13 protein-coding genes and 1 tRNA gene are annotated in these 18285 nt (G+C 37.4%); 5 read left to right on the top strand and 9 right to left on the bottom strand.

Features of this window, described 5'->3' with window-relative positions; genetic code table 11:
- Positions 1-238 precede the first annotated feature (238 nt).
- The 4 genes from ACM0OT_RS10690 to ACM0OT_RS10675 form a co-directional block, all read right to left on the bottom strand.
- Positions 239-1156 carry a hypothetical protein gene (locus tag ACM0OT_RS10690; RefSeq protein WP_414564334.1) on the bottom strand — a complete coding sequence of 306 codons (918 nt, stop codon included), beginning with the start codon at positions 1154-1156 and terminating at the stop codon, positions 239-241.
- A 155-nt stretch (positions 1157-1311) separates the two neighbouring features.
- A complete protein-coding gene (locus ACM0OT_RS10685; protein WP_414564333.1) occupies positions 1312-2289 on the bottom strand; it encodes a caspase family protein in 978 nt (325 codons plus the stop codon).
- 46 nt (positions 2290-2335) lie between these two features.
- A complete protein-coding gene (locus tag ACM0OT_RS10680; RefSeq protein ID WP_414564332.1) occupies positions 2336-3253 on the bottom strand; it encodes a hypothetical protein in 918 nt (305 codons plus the stop codon).
- 255 nt (positions 3254-3508) lie between these two features.
- Positions 3509-4048: a nuclease-related domain-containing protein gene (locus ACM0OT_RS10675; RefSeq protein WP_414564331.1), complete on the bottom strand. Its 540-nt coding sequence runs from the start codon at positions 4046-4048 to the stop codon at positions 3509-3511.
- A 347-nt stretch (positions 4049-4395) separates the two neighbouring features.
- Between ACM0OT_RS10675 and ACM0OT_RS10670 the strand changes: the two genes are divergently transcribed.
- Positions 4396-5751 (top strand): AAA-like domain-containing protein, encoded by a 1356-nt coding sequence (locus ACM0OT_RS10670; protein WP_414564330.1) that lies wholly within the window; start codon positions 4396-4398, stop codon positions 5749-5751.
- Positions 5752-5754: 3 nt separating this feature from the next.
- Positions 5755-9564 carry a GTP-binding protein gene (locus tag ACM0OT_RS10665; protein WP_414564329.1) on the top strand — a complete coding sequence of 1270 codons (3810 nt, stop codon included), beginning with the start codon at positions 5755-5757 and terminating at the stop codon, positions 9562-9564.
- A gap of 530 nt (positions 9565-10094) precedes the next feature.
- Here ACM0OT_RS10665 and ACM0OT_RS10660 read toward each other — a convergent pair.
- Together ACM0OT_RS10660 and ACM0OT_RS10655 are read right to left on the bottom strand one after the other, a co-directional pair.
- A tRNA-Val gene (locus tag ACM0OT_RS10660) sits at positions 10095-10168 on the bottom strand.
- Between the two features lie 115 nt (positions 10169-10283).
- Positions 10284-11780, bottom strand: coding sequence for a hypothetical protein (locus ACM0OT_RS10655; protein ID WP_414564328.1), 1497 nt, complete (start codon positions 11778-11780; stop codon positions 10284-10286).
- Between the two features lie 262 nt (positions 11781-12042).
- Between ACM0OT_RS10655 and ACM0OT_RS10650 the strand changes: the two genes are divergently transcribed.
- The 3 genes from ACM0OT_RS10650 to ACM0OT_RS10640 all read left to right on the top strand — a co-directional run bounded on the left by ACM0OT_RS10650 (position 12043) and on the right by ACM0OT_RS10640 (position 15853).
- Positions 12043-12819: an SDR family NAD(P)-dependent oxidoreductase gene (locus tag ACM0OT_RS10650; protein ID WP_414564327.1), complete on the top strand. Its 777-nt coding sequence runs from the start codon at positions 12043-12045 to the stop codon at positions 12817-12819.
- Between the two features lie 1469 nt (positions 12820-14288).
- A complete protein-coding gene (dapB, locus tag ACM0OT_RS10645) occupies positions 14289-15125 on the top strand; it encodes a 4-hydroxy-tetrahydrodipicolinate reductase (RefSeq protein WP_414564326.1) in 837 nt (278 codons plus the stop codon).
- Positions 15126-15163: 38 nt separating this feature from the next.
- The gene (locus ACM0OT_RS10640; RefSeq protein WP_414542351.1) at positions 15164-15853 is read left to right on the top strand and encodes a phosphate ABC transporter permease; all 690 of its coding nucleotides are present in this window, start codon (positions 15164-15166) and stop codon (positions 15851-15853) included.
- 91 nt (positions 15854-15944) lie between these two features.
- On the opposite strand, the gene ACM0OT_RS10635 is transcribed toward ACM0OT_RS10640, so the two are convergent.
- From ACM0OT_RS10635 to ACM0OT_RS10625, 3 genes are all read right to left on the bottom strand, one after another.
- Positions 15945-16574: a precorrin-8X methylmutase gene (locus tag ACM0OT_RS10635; RefSeq protein WP_414564325.1), complete on the bottom strand. Its 630-nt coding sequence runs from the start codon at positions 16572-16574 to the stop codon at positions 15945-15947.
- Between the two features lie 190 nt (positions 16575-16764).
- Positions 16765-17574 carry a TPM domain-containing protein gene (locus ACM0OT_RS10630; protein ID WP_414564324.1) on the bottom strand — a complete coding sequence of 270 codons (810 nt, stop codon included), beginning with the start codon at positions 17572-17574 and terminating at the stop codon, positions 16765-16767.
- A 187-nt stretch (positions 17575-17761) separates the two neighbouring features.
- Entirely contained in the window at positions 17762-18277 is a 516-nt protein-coding gene (locus tag ACM0OT_RS10625; RefSeq protein WP_414564323.1) for a hypothetical protein, read from the bottom strand.
- Positions 18278-18285: the final 8 nt, after the last annotated feature.

The following is an 18285-nucleotide window of genomic DNA, read 5'->3' as shown; positions in this document are numbered from 1 at the left end:
ACAGTGGATTTTGAGTTAAACTGCGAATTTGAGGTTTTTTGTACAACTCCCGCATCAATTCTGATGCAGTATTGCTATTGTTAAACCATTTTTTTAGATACTGCCCCGTATTTTGCAGGTCAAACGGAACAATTTCTACTTCTTTTACCCCATTTATAAACGTCCCACTGTGGTAGCCTACTATTCGGGAAGTGCCAACAATTTGACAAGGATAATTGTTAGCAAAACGATTTAGTTTCTATGAAAGAAAAATATGCTGTTCTACTAAAACTTCATCTAGTCCATCTAATAGCAATAGACATTGCCCCAGTTTCAACTTTTGCTGCAATAGCACTAAATTTATTGGTGCTGTATTGGGATAATCACGCTGTATAATTCGAGAAATACTGTCAAAAACTTCTTCATCTTTAGGACTATCGGCTAAATCTGCAAGCCTTAAATATAGTGGAAATACAATATTTTCTATATTCTGCCCATTTTCTATTTCCTGACGTGCTTGCTCGGCATTAGATATTGTTTCCATCCGCAATAGTGTAGACTTACCCATCCCTGGATTAGCCAACACCATGATAGTTTTATGCTGCTCTTTAAAAACCTGCCAGTCTACTTGTTCTTGCTGGGCTTCTTTGCTTTTATTTTTGTGCTTATAAAAAGATTTAAGATTATGGTCTAATTCTGCATATATATAAGTGCCTTCTACTTCATTTTGATAGTGGCGTTCCAAAGTTACTTGGACAGGAATATATTGGTCTTTGATAGAAATGGGTTGTTGTTTGTGAGATAGAGTAATGAATTTGAGGGAATTTTCTATCTCCTCTAGAAACTGTCTGATATTCTGCCTTTGAACTTCTGGACTAGGTGTTTGATTCTGATTTGCAAACCATTCATTATCAAGATGAAGGGTGTTGGTTATTCTCAGTGCTTTTAACGTTTCTTGGAAAAAAAGTTTAATAGCCTCAGTATCAGTACCTTGGGAAGTGACATCGCAAAAATAGCTATCCTGTGCATGATTAATATAGTTGATATACTTAGCTATGTGTAAATTTATTTTGTCGTTTCCTTCACAGGCTTTGCGAATGACTTCAATTTCATCATCGCTTAAATTCCTTCCTACAATTTCTTGAACAATAAATTTTAATTCATCCAGGGTAGGCATTAATAATTCCTTTATCGTTATTCCATCATTATTGGTTATAAGTAATTGGCTATAAAAAATGCTTGATATTAAATTTCTTAAATCTATAGAGACATTTATCTAATAGCAATATTACTGGTATACAAACATCTCCATAAGAATCAAATGTTATTTAATTAACGTTGAATAACATCCCCAATGTGAATACCCTCAGCTTTTTGTATATTAGTAATAAACTTACCGTGTTGATGTATTACATCGGCAATTTTGTAAATAGTCTGTGTCGCTTCAGGCTTCACTTCTTCCCATCCTTTATCGGGTAAACCCTTACCTCCGAGAAGCTTGGCAATGACAAAATCTCCTCCAGTCATATCGTTTTGAGGAACTTGCTCCACTTTATATAACTGACGCGCAGTTTCTGGTACTGCTTTGCCAAGGTGATTCATGATATTAGAAACTCTTACTTCTTTATCACCTGGTTTGTTTCCCGCACCTTGTAAAGCTTCCAGAAAATGATAAGTGTAAATACTAATTGTTTCATCCTTTATCCAAGATTTTTGCTCACCTTCAGAGGAAGTGAAAACTACTCTGCCTTTCCCTTGTTTCAACTCATCAATTAAACCTTTGGATGGTGCAACTCGGATAAAATCATCAAACTCTTCATCAAGTTCTAAATCGGCATCTTTAGAAGTTGCCATTCCTGCTGCGTGACAACTATCAATTACAACTAATAAACGTTCAGATTGAATTTGGCGTAATGCGGATGTAAAATCTTCTGCTGATAATGCTGAACTAGCGATTTTAGTGGGTTTAATGTCATGCTGCAATAAATAATATTGTTTTGTGGTTTTATCTATCCAGCCATGTCCTGAATAATAAACAAATACCGTAGCACCAGGGTCAGATTCTGCTTTTTCTTTTAACCACTTTAATCCATCCAAAATACCTGTCTTTGTTGCATCTTTGTTATTCAGTACCCGAATATGAGCCTTTTCATGGTCATGGTCATCAGGATAACCACATAGATCAGGATCAATTAAAGCAGCATAGATTGCCTGGGTATCTTTGACAGTCACAGGTAAAGATAATTTACTATAAGCAGACTCACCAACACCAATTAATAACGCATAACCGTCAGTAAATTTCTCAGTCATTTCCATCTTGTCCTATCAACTAAGTGGTTAATCCAACATAATCTGGTTATTCTTCGTACCGACTGATGCGGAATATTACATAGTTATAAGGTAGTTGAGAATTGTCTGCTTTATGGACAATTGCTCCTACCTCTGGTTTGTAAATCCATTTGTTCCAATCAATTACTGTTTCATCAGCAACTTGCACCGCAATATAATTACCTTCAGCTAAACGACAACCCATTGCAGAATCTTCAAAATCTAGTCCCAGGTAAAATTTTTGTACAACGACATTTTCATTACGTTGGGCGAGTAATTTTACAACTCCTAAAGTAATTTCTGTAAACGGTGCGATCGCAGGTTGAGTAGTGGTTAAAAGTTTGAGTCCACTTTGAAAAGGTGAAGACTCTAATGCTGCTAATATTGTCTTGTCTTCCTCATTTTTGACGTTTACTGTTGAGCATTCAAAGGCTATTCCCTGTGAACCCACATTTAAACCAATAAATACGGGGTAGCCAGCAATACCAGCAGATTGTCCCTCTTGCACCCGATAGGTTTGACTGAAGCTGACTGATTCTTGGGTATTAGCGAGTTGATTTCTCACAGCAAAAGTAATTAAGACATTGTGTGTCCCTCCACCGGGATACTTTTCAATGTGGAGGCGGTCTAAGCGAATATTGATGCGGTTGTTTTTAAGGCTATTGTCGGGTTGGATTGCACTAGGATGTTGGATGGCTTGGGGTTGTATTGAACCTGAGTTATAAGGCGCGATGTAACCAAACTTGTGTGTTGCATACATCCAGGGTTGGTCTTGCACTAAGTTTAAAAACTCTAAAATCCCTTTATCAAAACTTTCTAAATTAGAATCCCCCACAACAATGCTTTGCACATCAGGGTCTTTCATTTGTTGCAGTTTTGCAGCTATCCATTCAGGATCTTCAGATTCACTAATAGCCTTAATGTCCTCAAATACACTACTCAGCATCTTGCTTTCCCATTAAGAAATATAAACTTTGATAGCATAAGTTTTGTAGCAGCGTATTTCTACGGTTAGCTAACTGCTTAATTTTAGACCCTACAATGATGAATAAGGTAAACTAGCTCAATTTTTTTGATTTTTTTCAGATTTTGTTTGAGCTAGATACTTAAACATCAGGTGGTTTAAGATTAGACACTGGGTATGTAAAAAGCATGATTGTCATAAGTCTTTTTATATACAATCCATCACAACTATTTATAATCATTTATCCAACTGCAACAAAGTATTGACTAAATCAGTAGCAGTGACCACATAAATCTCACTAGCATTATTACCAGGAATATCGACATCACCCTTTGTAAAGCAAAGCAGTCCAGTCACTTGCTGAGTACCTTTTAAATACCTGACTTCTGTAGCTTGACCTTTTACCTTGCTGATTAAATCACCTTCCTCAAAATCATAGGTATTTCTGCCATAACGTTTTCGTAGATGACCTCTTTCATAAACTTTAGTACCACCATGTGACTTGACATCAATCACGTACCAATTGCCTTTGGGAGAGTGCAATACTACATCTGCATCTCCCCATCTCCTAATTCGTAGGTTGTATTCTACTTGCCATCCTTGACGTTGCAACGGGAACAATAATGCAGCTACTTGGGTTTCAGCTTTAGCACCGTTTTGAGCATCACCAGATCGTTTCATTAAGTATTGCCCATTGCTGTGTAGGCGGTAAGAAGCGATTAATCCCCCTAGCAAGACCATCATTGCCAAGGCAGAATTACTGAAGATACTGAACAAAAAAATTGTCCCAACAAGAACTACTACTGCAAGTGCATAATTTAGTAAAGCGGATTTTTGCCGATCCTTGCCCAGTTTACGGATATATTCTCCTGGCTGTCTTCTCTTTGGTAGCAATGTTCTATACTTAATAGAAAATTTTTCTTATCATGAGTGGTTTGAGATTTTTTGTAAACTGGATTGCCTACCAAACTATTGGTAGTCATTGCATTCGAGATTGATGTGCGATTTCTGCTGTCATGTTATAGCGATGAATATTTTATACTCTAATTTATGGGGCTGATGGTGTTATTTAGTGAAAAACATCAATTTCCTCATTGATCTGCGGAAACTAGCATCCAACAACTATGCCATCAGATAACCAATTGCAAATATGGGACAATAACCTCCCAAGACCGGAAGAGTTAGTCAAGATACTTGAGCGTATCCTCAGTAATACTGCTAGTGACGAGGATATGGCTGTATTGCAGAAAGTGATGAGCATACTTCCAGAACAAAATCGTGTGCAGTTAGGAAGTTACATCGTTAACATTGCTCAAGGAAATACAATACACATTGGTAATCGCATTACTTACCAAATAGATGCAGAAATCAAGGCAATTCTTCAGCAAATACAACAAGCAGTCCAACCAAATCATCAAGAACCTGCTGCTGATAACACTTTTGTTATTCCTAAATTGGAGTATCCAGATGGTCTAGTATCGCTTAACTCGCCTTTTTATATTCAGTATGCTGATATTGAATCTCTTTGCTATGAAACACTGGTTAAGCCTGCCTCCCTAATTCGGATTAAAGCACCAAAACTGATGGGTAAAACTTCTTTGCTCATCAGGATTCGTTATCATGCAGAAAATCAGAATTATCGCGCATTTTATTTAGATTTTGGCAGTGTAGAAAAAGCTGTATTAAGCAATCTCGATACATTTCTACGTTGGCTGTGTGGAAAAGTTAGTGATGAGCTAGACCTGGAAAATAAAGTCAAGAATGTTTGGAATACAGATTTTTTAAGTAGTAATGGTAACTGTACTGCTTACTTTAACAAGTATATTTTAGATCATATCAATTCTCCCGTAGTCTTAATGTTAGACGAAGTAGACCGATTGTTTCTGCCTGATAATCCAGAATTAGTGGTGAATTTCTTCGGAATGCTACGTTCTTGGCATGAAAAGGGAAAAATTTATCGGGATTGGGAAAAACTACGGCTAGTTTTAGCACATTCTACAGAAGCTCATATTCCCTTAGATATTCATCAATCACCTTTTAATGCCGGAGTACCCGTAGAGTTAAAAGAGTTTAATCGACAACAAGTAGAAGATTTAGCACAAAGGCATCAAATCCCAGAAAGTGATGCACTCACAGAACAACTAATGTCAATGGTCGGAGGACATCCATATTTAGTGCGGTTGGCAATGTATTATATTGCGGCAGGAAAAATTACCTTAGAAGATTTATTAGATTCAGCAACAACAGAAGCCGGAATTTACAGCAATCATTTGCGATCGCTATTGAATATTTTACAAGGAAAGCCAAAATTAGCTCAAGCACTAAAAAAGGTAGTTGATTCACCTGTTCCTGTAGCATTGGATTCTATGCAAATTTATCAGTTACACAGTCTAGGACTGGTGCAAATCCAGAAGAATGAAGTCATACCTCGTTGCCTACTTTACCGTGAGTATTTCCACCGTGTCCTGTCAGGAAGTTAAACAATGACACAAATCAATTCTAGCTTCTATCAGGTCGGAGCAAGCCTTCCAGTTGACGCGCCTAGCTATGTCAAGCGACAAGCGGATGAAGAGTTTTACCAAAAATTACAGGCTGGCAAACTTTGTTATGTGCTGAACTCCCGCCAGATGGGTAAGTCTAGCTTGCGGGTACAGACAATGCAAAGGTTAAAAGCACAGGGAATAGCTTGTGGCGTAATTGACCTAACCGGAATTGGTCGTAAAGTTACATTAGAGCAGTGGTATGGAGGTATTGTTTATGCTTTGGTAGAAAGCTTTCATTTAGAGACCAGATTTGATTTTGATTGGCTGACATGGTGGCAGCAAAAGCGGCAATCTCTTGATGCAGTAACGTGTTTGAGAGCCTTTATTAAAGAAGTCTTGTTAGTAAAAATTGACCAACAGATAGTTATTTTCATTGACGAAATTGACAGTGTGCTAAGTCAAGATTTTTCAGCAGATGATTTTTTCTCTCTTATTAGGTTTTTCCAGAATCAGCGTGTTGATAACTCTAGTTTAAGACGGCTGACATTTGCCTTACTAGGTGTAGCGACTCCTTCTGATTTAATTAGAGATAAAAAACAAACGCCATTTAATATTGGTGAAGCTGTTGAGTTACATGGATTTCAGTTAGCAGAAGTTGAACCTTTAGTCAAAGGATTAGAAGATAAATTCCGTAACGGAATATCACTGCTGGCAGAAGTTTTGTATTGGACTGGTGGACAACCTTTTCTCACACAAAAATCGTGTCAATTGATACGCAGTACAGAAACTGAAATTGCTGATGATAGTGCAACACAATGGGTTGAGAATCTGGTTAAGAAGCATCTGATTGAAAATTGGGAAGCACAAGATGAGCCAGAGCATTTACGGACAATACGCGATCGCCTCCTCAATAATAAGCAACGTGCTGGTCTTCTTCTTGGACTATATCAAAATATTCTCACCTCCCAACAGTTACAGCCAAATAACAGTTATGAAGAAACAGAATTACGTTTGTCAGGATTAATTGTTAAGGAACAGAGTCAATTAAAAGTTTATAACCAAATATATTCAACAGTTTTCGATGCCAATTGGATTAGGCAAGAATTAGCAAAACTACGTCCTTATGATGAATCCCTTAGTGCTTGGTTAGCGTCTAATCGCCAAGATTACTCCCGTTTATTGCAAGGTAAAGCACTACAAGAGGCACTCAAATGGGCAGAAAGAAAAAGTTTAAGTGATGATGATAACCAATTTTTGAGAGCTAGTCGAGAATTAGATATTGAAGAATTGAGAAAGGCCAATTCTGCCACCCTTAAAGGTTTACTTGGTAATAAATTTAGCAATCCTGACATCATAATTCAAGAAATTCTTTCCTGGACAGGTGGTCAACCTATTTTGAGCGAAAAACTTGGTCAGCTAATTACTAATGATAAATCTGTTATTATTGAAGATACTGAAGCTGCACACATTGAAGAATTAGTCCAAACTCATATAATTACCAATTGGGAAAACAAAGAAACAGCAGATTTTTTTAAATCCATTCGTAATCTTCTGCTCAAAAATAAAAAATTAGTCCCTAATATTCTGCAACTTTATCAACAACTTTTACAACAAGGAGAAATTGCAGAAGATAACTCAGCAGAACAAAGGGAAATTTTACAGTCTGGCTTAGTAATACAGCAACAAAATAAGTTAAGAATTTATAATCGGATATATGCCTCAATATTTAATTTGGACTGGGTCAATCAAGTAATAAATGATTGGCGACCATTTGCGCCACAGTTTGAGATTTGGATGTCAACTAAAGATGAATCATATCTGTTGAGTGGTCAGTCATTACAAGAGGCTTTGATTTGGGCAGAAAGCAAAAATTTAACTATTGAAGAACATGAATTTTTGATTGTGAGCCAAGTATTAGATACCCTGAAACTAACATTGATAATTCCCGATGATATCGAAAAAAATAAGCTTATAGCAGCAACTACAGAATTAGCCAAGAATGTTAATAAGCCTCAAGCCTTTATTCCAAAAATATTTTATTGGACTCACGGAAATATCAGTTTAACTATAAATTTATGTAACTTCATTATTAATAATGCAATTAAAGAGGTTGAAGAATTTGAAGGGTTCATAAAAACACAGATCATTGAAAACTGGAAAAATCAAGAGTTTTTAGAAGATGTGTGGAAAATTTATAATTGTTTACTCATAGAGCAACCACATTCTTTCTGGACATTGGAAGTCTATAAACAAATTTTACAACAAGGAGTAATAGTAGTAGATGATAGTTTAGAGCAATTAGAATTACTCAGTATGGGATTGGTGACTAAAGTACAGAATCAATTAAAAGTTGCTAATCCTATTTACGAGTCTATATTCAACAAAAGTTGGGTAAAAAATTGCTTAAAAGTATTGTGGCCTCATGCGGAAGCCGTAATTGCTTGGTTAGCTTCTAATTGTGAAGATGAATCAAAACTTTTATACGGAGAAGATTTACAACAGGCGTTGATATTTGTTCGAGAAAGAAACTTGAGTGTTCAGGAGCATAAATTTTTTGCAGCTAGTCAATTGTTAGATATCCGCAAAGTTCGCCTTGCTTTAGAGAGAGTAGAACAAGAAGCTATACAGGTATTTCAACAATTTGACAAACTAAGCATTAATTCTAAAGATTTACTTACCAGTATAGAGGTAAAACACAGACAAGCATGGCAGATAGCATCTAATTGGAGTCAAGAAATAAAAGATATTAAAGATAGAGAAAAAGAAATAGAACAACAAAGAGAAGAAGTTATAAACAATATGTTCCTAAAAGATATAAAACGAAAGGAAGAAAAACAAATTTTTGCTAAATTTATTCAAAACTTCCCTAAAACTGCTCTACCCGTTACTATTGTTACTGGCTTTTTAGGCAGTGGAAAAACTACATTTATTAACGAAATAATTAAAAATATAGCCCGAAAAAACGTAAAAGTTGGTGTTATAATTGCTGAGTTTGGAGAAGTTGGTATTGTTTCAGATATAGTTTTTGAGTATGAATCATCTACTTTATCTAATATAATTACTAGTAATATCATCAATTATATTGATGATAATCTTGTTGATGTAGTATATAAAGTTTTAGAAAATGAAGAAAGGATAGATTATTTAATTATTGAAACCACTGGATTGGCAGATCCTTTACCAATTGCGTTAACTTTCCTCAGCACAGAATTGCGTGATTTAATTCATCTTTCTTCAATTATCACTGTAGTAGATGCAGAGACATTTAATCAAGAAAATTTTGAAAGTGAAGCAGCATTAAAACAGATTACCTATGGAGATATTATTCTTCTTAATAAAATAGACCTTGTTACCCCAAACAAACTCCAAGAATTAGAAAATTTTATCTATGACGTGAAACACGGAGCGAGAATCGTCCGTACCCAGAACTCTCAAGTACCACTGCCTTTAATTCTTAATGTAGACTTGTTTGATTATGACAAAGTTTTTGATATTGATGATGATTTCACCTCAGTCTTCTTTGAGAGTAACAAGCCTTTCGATGTCCATAAGTTTGAAAATTTTTTAGACGAACAAATACTAACTAATGTATTTCGTGGCCAAGGAATTATGTGGTTCTCTGATAGTGAACTACGGCATATTTTTTATCTGAGTGGTCTACGCTACAATCTGTACGCTGATGAGTGGGAAGATAATCCCAAAAATGAGCTGTTGCTGATTGGACGAAATCTAGATCACCAGACTTTGCTTGAACAACTAGAAAATTGCTTGTGCGAACTGCCTTTAAAATCAAGTAAGGGTTTTAGTTAATTACAACCTAGATTTTCGCCAAAAAATAAAACGTCAAGATTAAAACCAGTCTTTCTTGTCCAGCAAGGCATATGAGCTAATTTATAGACGTTTTTAGGATAACAAGTAATTTAAAACCAAAATTTTTAAAATTTCTCACTATAGCAATCCTGTTTGATTTTGAATAATAGGTAAGCTTAGATACTCAACCTTTCAAATAAGTTGAGTATCAGTCTTGCAAGGAAGTGCAACAGATTGCTATTAGACTGTGTAATGAAGAAATTTATCCGACAGAAAACCTTGTATCTCAGTCTATGACCAAGCCTGGATACTTGAGATATAAAGAAGTCCGTGCTACATTGCAGCAAGCACAGACAAATTTCTCTGGGTAGGCAGATTCATCACTCAGAATGGTCAAAACCTAGTTTAATTGAATGTCAAATTTTTAAACCATAACTTTGCCGGGGAGGTTTTAAACCATAAGGTTGCCGTTGCGGCAACCTTATGGTTTAAATCACACACACAAACCCTGATGTATATTACCTTTGAGATGGACGTAACTGGATTCGAACCAGTGACCTCTACGATGTCAACGTAGCGCTCTAACCAACTGAGCTATACGTCCTTAACCACACGAATAATAAACATAGCATATATTTTACAGCAACGCAAATATTACTGTAAAATCGAGCATAAACACGATGCTGCTGGTCTTATCACAACCTATTTGAAGCAAATATCTATTGTTTGAGCCTGTTTTGTGCCGATAACAGTAGTGTTTGTGCTTCTGCGTAGGCTGTTGTCCCTGATTTGATGGTTTTCAGCTGATTGATAATGCCTTGTATTTGACCTTTTAGCTGCTGAGAGTCTGAGGGAGGTGCAGTGATTAAACTTTGAATTTGCTCATTAGCTTGTTGTAGAGACGTTTTTGACTCAATTTCAGCTTGCAGCCGAGTTTCAATAATTCCTAAGTTGGTTTGGTATGTCGCTAGCAACTTCTGCGCTTCTAGATAACCTGGTTCTTCTACACGAATTCTTTGCAGTTGCTCAATTGCTGTTGACCACAACTTGGCAATTTGTCTCCACTGTGTATCTGTATGCGGTGGATTTTGGGATGCTTGAGCAGCTGCTAGGGCAAATTCTTTAGCACCCTCGATTAACCTACCACTATGAGGATCAACAATACTCTGGAGTTTTCCTTGATAGGACGCTAACAATTTCTGTGCTTCTAGATACCGAGGATTTTCTAAAGGAACTTGGTTAATGCGGTTAACGGCCTGTTGCCATAATTGAGATGCTGTTTGGGGTTGTTGTTGTTTGGCTTTCTCCGCAGCCAAATCAAATTCTTGGGCGGCGGTGATGAAATTACCAATACGTGCATTTTCAAAATCACGTTTATAGACTTTGAGTTTGCTTTGTGCAGTTTTTGCGGCTAATGTTCCTTGGGGAATTTCTGCGAGTTGATCAATTCCTTCTTGCCAAGAGGCGATCGCCTGTTCTCTATCTTTAGTACTATTAGCCTGCTCATACTGCTGTTTTGCAGCTTTTAGTATCTGTTCGCCTTGATTGAATGGTGTAAAAGCATTTTGGTCTTGAAAAACAATGGCATCTATCCGTGCTACCCGCTGACGAGCTGTTTCAAATTCATCTAGAGTAAACCTCCAACTGCAACCAAATAGACCGCAATAAGCCTGAGGATAGTATCCTAAAAACCAAACTGGTAATTTTTCTAGATTTTTTTTTGCTGCTTGAACTTTCTTTGCACCCCGATTAATATCAGCCGGGCTAGTAGCTTTATTTACCAATTGGTCTGCTTGCTCAAGGTTATCAATTACTCCTCGATAGTGATAATCCATACTCATGTAGCTAGGCAATAGTAAAATTGGTATGGTTTTAGCTACAGGCCAACGAATCATGGGATAAGGCAAGTTAATTATCCATAATATCCCAGCTGAACTGCTTACGAGGATAGTTGCCCATTTAATTTTGGCAAAAATACCAGGTGGTTGATTCGCTCGTGCAGCTTGCTTAAGAGTAATCTCACTAAACTGCGGATATATATCTATAACGGTATCTCGCAGTTCATCTAACCCAGCAGGAGAGCCTTGTTGCGATCGCAGTTTTTTTAGTCGTTTAATGACAATTTCCTGCTCAATTTTACCCACTTGGTCATTACCACTGCATTTTTGAACTTCATCATGCAAAATTTGCCAAGCTCTTTTATTAAGACAATACATAGATATTATCTGTAACTTATAAATTTATTGTTCCCATTTCTCACGAGAAAAATATACTACTAGGATGTATAAGAAAAGTCTCTTAAACTCTTATCTCATAAGATGATTTACATGATTTATACTTAAATATAAAGCTAATTCACGTAAGTAGTAGATTTTTGTTATGTGTTAAATGCATCCTTTTTAAGGAAACTAGATAGTTAAAAGCAGTAAAAAGTATTGTTAAAATTTATAAGGTTAATAAGAAAATATTTACTTAAGAATGACCACTGCTTTAATTACTGGTGCTTCTAGTGGTATTGGCAAAGCCTTTGCCCAAGAATTAGCTGCACGCAAGATAAATCTTGTGCTTGTTTCTCGTTCTGAAGAAAAACTCCATCAGCTAGCAAAACAACTACAAGAGCAATATCAAATTCAAGTAGATGTGATAGTCAAAGACTTAACCGAATCTGATGCATCAGATGTTGTCTTTGATGCTACTAAGACAAAAAATTTAACAATTGATTTATTAATCAATAATGCTGGCTTTGGTGACTATGGTGACTTTGCCGAAAGAGATAGAGAACGGCAAATTAAAATCGTACAACTCAACATTTTAGCGTTAGTAGATTTAACGCATAAATTTTTGCCTTTAATGCGGCAACGTCGTTCCGGTAGCATTATTAATGTATCATCAATTACGGCATTTCAACCAATACCATATCTTTCTGTATATGCGGCGAGTAAAGCTTTTATTCTCAGCTTCAGCGAAGCACTGTGGGCAGAAAATCGTCCCTATGGTGTCCGTGTCTTAGTCACTTGTCCAGGGCCAATAGAAACTAACTTTTTTGCAGAAGCAAACTTTCCTCCCACTTTGCTAGGAAATGTAGACAAAGCTTATTCTTCTAAAGAAGTTGTTTGTCAATCATTACAAGCATTAGAGAATGGTCAGCCAACACTGATAATGGGTGATATTACTACTCAAATCAGAAGTACATTAGCTCGATTAGTACCACGAAAAATTCTTTTAAGTCTCTTGGCAAAACAGTTTAAAAATTAGAAATTGTTGAATTAAGTTAGAGGATAGTTATACATTACTTGGTTCAATATCAAAACTAATCTCATGTCAATTCACAAAATATTGGCGACAAATGCAGCTTGGATTGAGGTAAATTCACGTACTGTTGTGGAGGCATAATCCAACGCCAAAACCTCCGCTGTTATTGTGTTTTACTGCGTTCTAGCCCACCTGGTCATCCATAACATTCTTTTCGGAAATTGTTATCACTCATCAGCAGTATCATATTACAACTTATTTGGACACATCCTCGAGAGAGATGAACTTAAGCAAGCGGAAGTGTAAATTAATTTTGGTGTGTCGAATAACTGCTTTCTATGGAGGTTTAGCATTTGGCTAAACCTTTTTTGTGGTCATCAAGAAATTCCATATCAGTTCAGAGAATCTTTGTATACTGCCTATTGGATGATGAATCATTAATTTCTTAAAGTTAAATTATTCTGATAGATTCTACTTCTACTTTATGGCTTGGGTTCATACCAAGCCTTTTTTGTATATATAAAAATTATTGGATTTGCAAACTGCAAGAAATTCGGATACTGGACTTCTTGCAAAGCATAGGTAGGCGCTAAACATGACTAAAGTAGCTTTCTAATAGCTTATTTTATTTTTATTACATGACCTTAGATTTGCCTATAACTATAGATAGAGGAACTGAAGTAAGAAACTATTTAAACTAACAAAATATGGTAAACTCTTGGTATGTATGGGCTTGGCTAATAGTCAAGCCTCTTTTGTGAAAAAATATATGCTTTACATAATAAATAATAATTATATTTTTCAATAATTAGAATAAATAATTTTATCTTTCTAGACTCTTAATTGATGCTAGAAAATATATACTCTGGAATAAAAACCAGGGTATTTTTTGTATAAGAAAATAATTTTGAGGAAAGATAAATTAATATTAATCAAATAACATCTCACCAGAGTATGAATAAAATTATTATAACCATTCATGCTATGCTAGCTTTGCATAATTTTATTTACATATTATGTGCAATATCAGCTATCAGTTTTTAGAGGATTTGTACACATCTTTAAGGTAGATGGATTAATACTCAATTGGATATAAATTATCTAGATATGGTAAACACCTGGTATATACAAAGGCTTGGCTCTTGTCCAAGCCTTTTTCATATTTCACTACAATAGATTTTGGGATATTGTTTGATTTGACAGTTATGAAGTTTTATCTTTTACGTAACTTATAACAATCTGACACAATTGATGTGTGTTCGCTTCATGTATTTTTAGATACAATTAGCTAGACTGAAACCGTTCCACACTTAGTGGTATAGAGTCAAGCTAAGACCGATTACAGAAATCAACTCTGGGAAAAGATTCAGAAATTTATCAACTTGGCTACTCAAATCGGCATTTTTTTAGGATTAAGAATTACAAAAGTCTTTACAATTCCTTATATTGACTCAAAAAGCATTTCCTAAATTATGACGAATCAAGCTCCTATTCCGGTTATTGTCAACGGTGCGGCTGGCAAAATGGGACGTGAAGTAATTAAAGCAGTAGCGCAAGCACCAGACTTGAACTTAGTGGGTGCAATTGACACCAGCCCTGAACATCAAGATCAAGACGCCGGAGAATTGGCGGGTTTAAGTGAACCTTTAGAAGTACCGATTACTAACCAATTAGAGCCAATGCTGGGGTATGTGGCTGGCGATAGACAGTCCCCTCCAGGGGTGATTGTAGACTTTACCCATCCTGACTCAGTGTATAACAATATTCGTAGTGCGATCGCCTATGGGATTCGTCCTGTAGTCGGCACAACAGGGTTAAGTCCAGAACAAATCAAAGACTTGACAGATTTTGCCGAAAAAGCTAGTACTGGTTGCTTAATTATTCCTAACTTTTCCATTGGGATGGTGCTGTTGCAACAAGCCGCAGTTGCAGCCTCCCAATATTTCGATCATGTAGAAATTATCGAATTGCACCACAACCAAAAAGCTGATGCTCCCAGTGGTACAGCAATTCAAACTGCACAGTTATTGGCAGAAATGGGTAAAACTTTTAACCCCGCCCTTGTAGAAGAAACAGAAAAATTACCAGGGGCTAGGGGCAGTCTAGCAGCGGAAAATATTAGAATTCATAGTATACGCTTGCCAGGACTCATCGCCCACCAAGAAGTTATTTTTGGCGCACCTGGTCAAATTTATACTTTACGACATGATACAAGCGATCGCTCTTGTTATATGCCAGGAGTACTACTAGCGATTCGCAAAGTCTCTCAGCTAAAGTCATTAGTATATGGATTAGAAAAAATCCTTTAACTTCAAACTTAGCACTCTGCACTCAGTACTCAGCACTTATGTTAGTACCACTGACTCGGAAGAAATTTGAACAAATCATCCCGCTCATCGCCACCGGCGCCCAGTACAAGTACTACTGGGGGAAATTTTCAAATTTCTTGCAGCGCCTGTTAATCTCTGTAGTTACCATAGCCATAATTGTGCTGGGTAAAACATTATTGAGGCTAGATGTGGGCCCAATCATCTTTTTGGTGGGAGTAATGGGTGCTTTTTTTTGGCTGTGGTATCCGGTCTTTCAGGCAAGTATCAGAAATGCCAAATGCCGCCGTTATAAATATAGTGGCTTCTTTCGAGGAAGAATCCTCGATTGGTGGATTACAGACCGAATCATGGGCAAACAAGAAACCGTCAACAGCAGAGGTGAACTGGTAATAGTCGAAAATCGAGAAAAACGAATTAATTTAGAAGTGGGAGATGACACAGGTTTTACCGTCGAATTAGAAGCACCACTACGTAATTTTCACAAAGGTATTGTTCGCGGTCAAATTGCCGAAATGATCGTCATGTCAAATCGTTCAGATTTGAGCAGCATTGAAGACTTTAGTGATGTCTATATTCCTAGTCGTGACTTGTGGGTGAATGACTATCCATATTTACGAAGAGATTTCTTCAATGAAGTCAGTAGCCGTTTGCGGAGAAACCAACGGGAAAAACCGCCTCGCCGTCGCCGTAGAGTTGAGGAGGCTTAGAAGAAGCAGGGGTACCGGGGTGCAGGGTGCAGAGGGAAAATTTTTTGGCTATTACCAAAATCTTTCTAACTCATCTTTTTCATCTCCCCCATCAAACTCCCGTTGTTCTATCTTGTCCATAAGCTTGCCAAGCCAAGTCAACTAATCCATCAACAATTGCAGCAGCCACAACGGCATTACCCTTGCGACTGTCAATGATGATATGAGGCACTAAAGAATCTTGCAAACGCTCTTTAGCTTCATCCACATTCACAAATCCTACTGGAGTAGCAATAATCAAAGCAGGTTGAATTTCTTCCGATGCAATTAAGTCAACCAGTGCTGTTAAAGCTGTTTGTGCTTGACCAACTACAAAGATACCCTCTGGATAACGCTTGGCTAAAGTTTCAATTCCCCAAGCGGCACTAGTTTTTTCTTTTTGCGGGCGTGTTAGTGCTTCCAGGCTGCAATAGACTGGATTAGCAAAAGTATTTTGAATATCCTGGGCAATGCCTACCTGTACCATTGGGACATCAACCACAATTGTTGTGCGTGCCGCTAAAGCCGCTGCACCAGCTTGCAAGGCACGCTCAGAAAAGCGAATCACAGACTTATATTCAAAGTCAGCTGTAGCATATATCACCCGCCGGACAATCTCGTACTCTGCGGGTGAAAAAACATGATCACCTATTTCACTATCAATGATTGCCAAACTTTGAGCATCAGTTACATGCCATTCCATTACTATTCAGCCCTGAAATACCAGCTTTCAGCTTATCAGCTTAAGTGATTACTGAGTGCCGAGTTCTGGGTACTGAAATTTTTCTTTTTCTTCTACTAAGTTACCCTTAACAATAACCTTACTCCCCATTACCCCTTATTTCCAGCGGGGGCCCCGAGTTCCCCACCGAAGTTACTATCTGGGAGTGCAACTAAGTATCAGCATTAGAAGAAGGCCGATTAATAGTGGGAGATAAATAGGCAACTAAAGCGCCAATCAAAAAACCAGAGATATTGCGAACCAAAGGTAACCAATCGCTAGTTCGGGTTACAACTGGGCCAATACCGAAGGCAATAAACAAAATTCCCCACAAAGGCGAGAAAATTAAAGCCCATTGCCAAGCAAAAACCTGTCCTTTCTTTTGGGGATGAGATGCAAATCCACAAATTATGCCCCCAACTACCGAAGTAATTAGGGTGAGTATCCATTGCTCTTGTGGGAGTCCGGGTACTACGTTGCAACCACCCTGAATCAAACAACCTTTAACCGAATCTAAAGCTTGTAAGATAGCTTGATCTTCACCTTGTTCGCGCACAAAGTACAAATTTCCAAATCGAGTTTGCAATTCTATCCAAAAAGTCCGGGGTAGAAATTCATAAACTGCGTCCCCCACACTAAAGCTGAGAATATTACCTCCGCGAGAATCTGCAACTAGCAAAATACTTTTATCATCTAAACCCCAATAATTTATCACTGCTCTACCTGGGGTGCGGTCATATTGGGTTAATACACGCAGTTTCCAACCAGTTTCACCTTCAAATTGTTTTAAATCTGTGACCAGTTGTTCTTCTTGAATATCTGTGAGAGATTTAGCTAAATCTATAACTGGGGTTTGGAAGTTGGGTAGTAGGTCAGGATTATCATAAGCAAGCGCCTGGGGGGAATCCATTACCCAAATTGACCCAGCCAAGATAAATACCGCAATAGATACGAAAATTCGTCGCCAAAAACAAGACTGCATGGACGTTCTTATACAAATATCAAAAGTACAGAGTGAACAAGTTGCTTTAAAAGAGTACGGGAAAAGAGATACTTCTTTACACTTGTTTACTTTACTCTAATCTTAGGGATGAAAGCAAAGCTTATTTTTGGGACTAGGGGCTAGGGAAATTTTTACTTAACCTCTAAGCTCTAACCCCTGGACTCTCTCATTCTTCATTATTAGCAGCCTCATCATAGCTGCTGCTACGATATGCTTCTGCTTTGGTACGACGATTTTCTTGCTTGAGTGCTTCTCTTTCTCGCAAAGTGAGCGGTGGTTTTTCAGTGATGGGCAACCGTTCAACTCGCTTCGTAGGTTTTGGACGTGTAAAGGATTTCCAAGCAGTTTGTACACCAACAACGATACTACGTGTGCCTACTTGGACATTTTTTGCTTGCTTTTTGGCACCATCTAGGCCTTGGTCAACTTGCTTAACGACCTTACCTGCACTTTTTACGCCTTCACTAACATCATCAGTTAAATCTGTAATTTCTATCCCAGTTTTACGAATGGAATTTAAAGTAGGTGGTAACTCCCGTGAGAGAGTGTCAAATAGCTTTTCTGCACTGCGAGCAGCACGTGCTAACTCCTGCAAAGCGGGTATAGCCGCTACCAAAACAGCAGTTAAACTGGCGGCGACTAGGAGTATAGACAGTCCCAACCAAAACAGGGGATCAATCACGGTTATTT

The sequence above is a fragment of the Anabaena sp. CCY 9613 genome (assembly GCF_963920895.1).
Lineage (GTDB): Bacteria > Cyanobacteriota > Cyanobacteriia > Cyanobacteriales > Nostocaceae > Cyanocohniella.
This window is presented reverse-complemented; position numbering and strand designations above follow the sequence as displayed.